Below are 4,160 nucleotides of genomic sequence, written 5' to 3' on the forward strand. Positions count from 1 at the left end.
AGATGTTGATAATTACCAAGGTAATGCCGTAGTAAACTATACGGATGCTGAAACGCCATATACTCGTGTAATTGAACACAAACACTTTGAATTTGGTAAAGGTAATAAAAATAAAACAGTGATTACTCACGAATATCCTAAGAACTGGAGTCGTGGTGATGAACCCTACTATCCAATTGATAACAAACGTAACCGTTCACTTTACAAAGAATATACTGAATTAGCAGCTAAAAATGATGATAATGTAGTCTTCGGTGGTCGTTTAGGCCAATACCGTTATTACAACATGGATCAAACCATTATGTCATCGCTTCGGTTAGTTAAATCAGAATTTGGCGAGTAATTATTATGAAAGTTATTAAAAACTATCTTTATAATGCTTCATATCAAATCTTTGTTTTATTAATTCCGTTGATTACAACACCATACTTGGCTCGAGTTTTGGGACCACATGGTGTTGGAATTAATGCTTATACTAATTCAATTATTCAATACTTTATCATATTTGGAAGTATTGGAGTTGCTATGTATGGAAATCGGCAAACTGCATACGTTAGAGATAATAAACAAAAGTTAACCAATACTTTTTATGAAATTTTTTTGATGCGTATTATTACAATTTCATTAGCTTTTGTAGCATTTTTCATCTTCTTGTTGTTTGTACGAAAAGATTGGCTTGGTTATTATTTGGCCCAATCATTTGCTCTACTGGCAGCTACATTTGATATTTCTTGGTTTTTTCAAGGAGTAGAAGACTTTGCAGTAACGGTGGTTAGAAACTTAGTGGTAAAGATTGTTACTTTAGTAAGTATTTTTACCATGGTTAAGTCTTACAATGACTTAGCTCTCTATATTTTAATCCTAGCTTTGTCGTTATTGATTGGTAATTTAACCTTATTTCCGAGTTTGAAACGTTTCATTGGAAAACCTCAATGGCATCACTTGAAATTATTTAAGCATTTTTTACCATCATTGGTACTCTTTGTTCCGGAAATTGCGACACAAATCTATCTTCAAGTTAATAAAACGATGCTAGGGTACATGACTACGGTTAATGCTTCAGGGTTTTTCGAGCAGTCTGACAAGATTGTTAAAATGTCGTTAGCTGTAGTAACGGCAACTGGATTAGTGATGTTACCACATGTTTCAAATGCTTACAAAAATGGACAAATTGATAAGGTTAAGAGTTACTTATATACTTCCTTTGAATTTGTGACTGCCATTGCGGTTCCGTTAATGTTTGGAATTGCGGCCATTGCGCCAGCTTTAGTACCATTGTTCTTAGGACCTAAATTCATGCCTGTAATTCCGTTAATGATGATTGAAGCAGTCGTTGTTTTGTTAATCGGTTGGAGTAATGCAATTGGATTGCAATATTTAGTTCCAACTAATCAAAATAAAGCCTTTAATTATTCTGTTATTTTAGGAGCAATTGTAAATATTATTGCCAATGTCCCTTTAATTTTAATGTGGGGAGCTGTTGGTACAGCATTAGCAACAGTTATTTCAGAAATTACGGTTACTGGATATCAAATGTATGCAATTCGAAATCAAATCAATATGAAAAAACTATTCGTTAGTTATTGGAAATATTTGTTGGCTGGGTTCTTAATGTTTTTAATTGTCTTTAGATTAGGAGCGGTTTTAAAAGATAGCTGGTTAATGATTTTAATTGAAATTATTACTGGAATGATTTCATATTTGGTTTTTATTTTGTTATTACGTCCAAATTTGATTAAAGTAACATTACTTAAATTAAAAAATAGAAATAATAAAGATTAATGAATTTATTTTTCATTAATCTTTTTTTGTGAGAATAAATCGGTTTTAAATTTTAGTAATTAGTTATAGAACTTATGTTGATAATTAATAAAAATGTTAAAATCAATATATGTTATATAAGCAGAACGAATTATTTATTAGTTTCTTTTAGCTATTATAATTAATTATATAAAGATAATATTTAAAAAAATTTAAAGAGGTAATTTCATGACAAATTATGAAGTGAGTGTTATTTTAACAACTTATAATTCGACTAAAACAATTGAGCGTGCTTTTCAATCAATTTTAGAACAAAAAACACAATATCCCTTTGAAATTATTATTGTAGATGATGGATCAAAAGATGGAACGATTGAAGTTATTAATCAATATGCTAATAAATATCATAATGTTACAAGCGTTAAGCAACAAAATAGTGGGTTATCTGCAGCTCGTAATCACGGAATGCAAATTGCTAAAGGAAAATATGTGATGTTTTCTGATGATGATGACGAATATGAACCAGATTATTTAGATAATGTCATGAGTCAAATGTCTGGAAATAAGCTAGTCATTGCAGGAATTAAAAAGGTTTTACAGAATGGTAATGTTGAATTAGAAAATGAATCAGTTTTGAAAAGTGCTACTAGTAACGATAATTTAATCGAAAAGTATTTAGTAGATAATAAAGAAATGGATGTTGGAGCTTGGAATAAGCTTTATGATTTACAGGTTATTAAAAATAATAATCTTGAATTTGTAAACAAAACATTTTTTGAAGATAGTTTATTTGTTTTAAAATATTTAAAATGTATTAATTATGACGAAATTGGGTTTGTTGAAAAAGCAGAATATGTTATCTACAAACGATCAGGTTCGATTACTAATTCTTTTCAACCACAATTAGGAAAAAAATGTCAGAAGTATATTAATGACGTAAAAGAAATTGTTAGTGTAGATGGACAAGTACCTGATTATTTTAATAGTTTTAAAGCAAGGATTGATTTATATTTTGTTCATAGAAACATTTTAATGAACGCTAATTGGACAGCTAGTGAACAAAGAAAATTTTTAAAACCTGATTTAAGATTTAATTATTTTAAATTTTTAGACAAAAAATATTCTGTTGCTTTAGGGTTAGCAGGTATTTTACCAAGTTTCTATATCAAACTTTATAAAAAACAATTTGCTAAATAAGTGAGAGGATAAATAATTAATGAAGGAAAAAGTTACTTTCATAACTAATCTTGAACCTGGTGGAATCACAACCGTTTTACACCATCTAGTTAATAGTAAAGCCATTCAATCTGAATTTGATTTATCATTTTTTTTATTTAAACATTCTGATTATTCAGAAATGTTAAATCAAATGGAAAAGGTAGTTAAAATTGATAATCCTAACTTTAAAAATAAGATTTTAAACACTCTGCGTTTAATTAACTTTTTGATTCATTTTGATGGTTCTGCGGTAGTTTGTTTGGGCCCAGTTCAAGTAAAACTTGCAGAAAAAATAAGAAAGATGTTCAAAAAAAATTATAAGGTTATTTCTTGGATTCATGTGTCGTCTATTGATCCGGGTATTGGGGAAAAAATTAATAATTTAAAATATGCAGATTATAATTTGGCAATTTCAACGGGAATTAAACGTGAATTGCTTTCATTAGGGATACCTGAAGCTAAAATTGGTTTGTTGTTTAATCCAATTAAAAGAGAATCTAAAACAATTACTAAAGCAGCTCCTTGTAAATTTATTTATATTGGTCGACTTGTTCTAGATGGGCAAAAAAACTTACGAGGCCTTTTAGAATGTTTATCAAGAATTCAAGGGAATTGGAGCTTGGATATTTATGGATCAGGTTCAGATATGGTAGAAATTAAACAGATTATATCTAACCAAGAAAACCTTGCTAACCGTGTTCATTTGAAAGGATGGAGTAAAAATCCATTTAATGATATTGAACATGCTAGTGCATTATTGTTAAATTCTAATTTTGAAGGCTTACCTATGGTGATCGCTGAAGGAATGAGTTATGGAATTCCAGCAATTGCAACTGATTGTAAAACGGGTCCAGAAGATTTAATTAAATCCAATCTTAATGGGTATTTGTATCCAGTTGGTGATTATAGTAAGCTATCAGAATATTTAAAAAAATTTATCAATGATGATGTTGATTTTGATTCGCAAAAAATAAAAGATTCAATTGATTTTTTATATGATGATAGCTACGACCAAAGATTCGTGCGTCTTTTAAAAAAAGGAATTGAATAATATTAAATTATAAACAAAAAGGAGAAATTAAATGACTGATTATTTAGTAGTTGGTTCAGGATTGTTTGGATCAACATTTGCTCATGAAGCAGCTAAACGAGGACACCATGTTGAAGTAATTGAAAAACGT

General features: G+C 29.2%; 5 protein-coding genes. All 5 read left to right on the forward strand.

Annotated elements, in window-relative coordinates; all coding sequences use genetic code 11:
- Nucleotides 1-343 (forward strand): UDP-galactopyranose mutase (locus FD36_RS06145; protein ID WP_235803521.1); only part of this gene is annotated, 343 nt, incomplete at its 5' end.
- Between the two features lie 5 nt (nt 344-348).
- Nucleotides 349-1,782 carry an oligosaccharide flippase family protein gene (locus tag FD36_RS06150; RefSeq protein WP_056958809.1) on the forward strand — a complete coding sequence of 478 codons (1,434 nt, stop codon included), beginning with the start codon at nt 349-351 and terminating at the stop codon, nt 1,780-1,782.
- Between the two features lie 207 nt (nt 1,783-1,989).
- On the forward strand, nt 1,990-2,958 hold the full coding sequence (locus FD36_RS06155; protein WP_056958812.1) for a glycosyltransferase family 2 protein: 969 nt from the start codon (nt 1,990-1,992) through the stop codon (nt 2,956-2,958).
- A 19-nt stretch (nt 2,959-2,977) separates the two neighbouring features.
- On the forward strand, nt 2,978-4,030 hold the full coding sequence (locus tag FD36_RS06160) for a glycosyltransferase (RefSeq protein ID WP_056958813.1): 1,053 nt from the start codon (nt 2,978-2,980) through the stop codon (nt 4,028-4,030).
- A gap of 31 nt (nt 4,031-4,061) precedes the next feature.
- Nucleotides 4,062-4,160, forward strand: a 99-nt coding sequence (locus FD36_RS06595) for an NAD(P)-binding protein (RefSeq protein ID WP_156402043.1), incomplete at its 3' end; no start/stop codon positions are given.

It is taken from the genome of Fructilactobacillus sanfranciscensis DSM 20451, from assembly GCF_001436035.1.
Classification (GTDB): Bacteria; Bacillota; Bacilli; order Lactobacillales; family Lactobacillaceae; genus Fructilactobacillus; species Fructilactobacillus sanfranciscensis.

What these genes read in the sequence shown, in the direction of transcription:
- FD36_RS06150 (WP_056958809.1), top strand. Translation starts at nt 349, where the DNA reads ATGAAAGTTATTAAAAACTATCTTTATAATGCTTCATATCAAATCTTT.
- FD36_RS06155 (WP_056958812.1), top strand. Translation starts at nt 1,990, where the DNA reads ATGACAAATTATGAAGTGAGTGTTATTTTAACAACTTATAATTCGACT.
- FD36_RS06160 (WP_056958813.1), top strand. Translation starts at nt 2,978, where the DNA reads ATGAAGGAAAAAGTTACTTTCATAACTAATCTTGAACCTGGTGGAATC.